General features: G+C 32.9%; 1 protein-coding gene. It reads right to left on the minus strand.

What is annotated here, in order from left to right; translation table 11 throughout:
* Window positions 1-44 precede the first annotated feature (44 nt).
* Complete coding sequence (locus tag NEH74_RS13110; protein ID WP_055306065.1) at window positions 45-1,340, minus strand: M18 family aminopeptidase; 1,296 nt, start codon at window positions 1,338-1,340, stop codon at window positions 45-47.
* Between the last annotated feature and the right edge of the window lie 263 nt (window positions 1,341-1,603).

Genomic DNA, 1,603 nt, shown 5'->3' on the forward strand with positions numbered 1-1,603 from the left:
CGGGCGCACATAAAAAAATACTCGACCAAAAGGTCGAGTATTTTTTATAATCCAAAGAATGTTGTAAATAATTTAACCGTAAAATCGTGATCTTCAACTGAAGCTAATTCACGAATTGAGTGCATCCCAAGTAAAGGAGCCCCCATATCCATAACCGGAATCGTTAAAATTGATGATGTAACTGGACCAATTGTTGTTCCACCACGTACATCTGAACGATTATAGAATTTTTGATATGGTACTTCGGCTGTTTGACATAATCCTTCAAAAATTGCCATACAATGGCTATCTGTACTATATGAACCAGAAGCAGCAATTTTAAGTACTGGTCCTTTCCCTAATACTGGACGATGTGTCGGATCATGTTTTTCAGATACATTAGGATGAACCGCATGTGCTAAGTCAGCTGAAATCATAACTGAATTTGCTAAAGTACGATGCATTCCCTCACGGTCTTTTCCTAACGCTAATGTTACTCGTTCAATGATATTTGGAATGAAGTTTGAGTTAGCCCCTTGTGCAGTTAAGCTTCCAATTTCCTCATTATCCATACAGATCATCATTTTCGTTGCAGCAGTTTCATTACTTTCAACTAATGCTTTAACTCCAGCATAAACCATCCACATATCATCTAGACCGCCACATGAGATAAGCTCTTCATTTACACCTACTAAGCATCCTTTTTCATATTCATATAGGCTTAATTCAAACCCCATAATCTCTTTATAATCAACTTCTAACTCATTAGCTAATAATTTGACTAAATAGTTATCTTTTTCAAAATGTTCATTTACTAATCCTAATAAAGGTAAAGTATCCTTTTGTTTATTAACCTCAAATCCCTCATTTACAGAACGATTCATATGAATAGCTAAACTTGGAATAATTAATAATGGCTTATTAATATTTACTAATCTAGTAACTGGTTTAAATGGTGTTTCCCCTTTTAATGTTACCTTACCAGCTAACCCTAAAGGACGATCAAACCATGTATATAAAAGAGGTCCACCATAACCTTCAGTATTTAATTTTAAATAAGATCCTTCAATTACCATTTCTGATTTTGCTTTAATTCTAAATCCAGGTGAATCAGTATGGGCACCAATCATACGAACTCCATGTTCGATGACATCACCAGTTCCAATTTCAAAAGCAATTAATGCTGAATCATTTTTCTTTACATAATATTTTCCTTTAGATTCTAAAGCCCATTGATCAGCTTCCTTTAATTCAACATAACCATGTTCAGTTAAATATGATTCTGTTTTTAAAACACTATGAAAAGCAGTCGGACTTTCATATAAAAAGTCGATTAACTCTAATGCTGCTTGCTTTTTCATTTGATGATTCCTCCTATTCATGACTCAATATTATTCATCATAACACTTTTTCGAAAAATAGGCAAATAGAGACAAAATAGTGCCAGCTAGAAATACACAGAAAAATAAGAGTACTTATCTATAGAATTAGATATTCTAAAGTTTTGAATACTCAATAAATAAAAAAAGACTAGTACTTATTACTAGTCTGACATATATCAATATAAATTAAAAAAACTCCATACGGAGAATTAAGTACTATTCAAATGGCGGTCCAGACGGGA

This window comes from Turicibacter sp. GALT-G1, from assembly GCF_025594995.1.
GTDB lineage: Bacteria > Bacillota_I > Bacilli_A > MOL361 > Turicibacteraceae > Turicibacter > Turicibacter bilis.

Bases quoted from the DNA above. Each gene is read 5' to 3' on its own strand.
- NEH74_RS13110 (WP_055306065.1), bottom strand. From the start codon at position 1,340: ATGAAAAAGCAAGCAGCATTAGAGTTAATCGACTTTTTATATGAAAGT.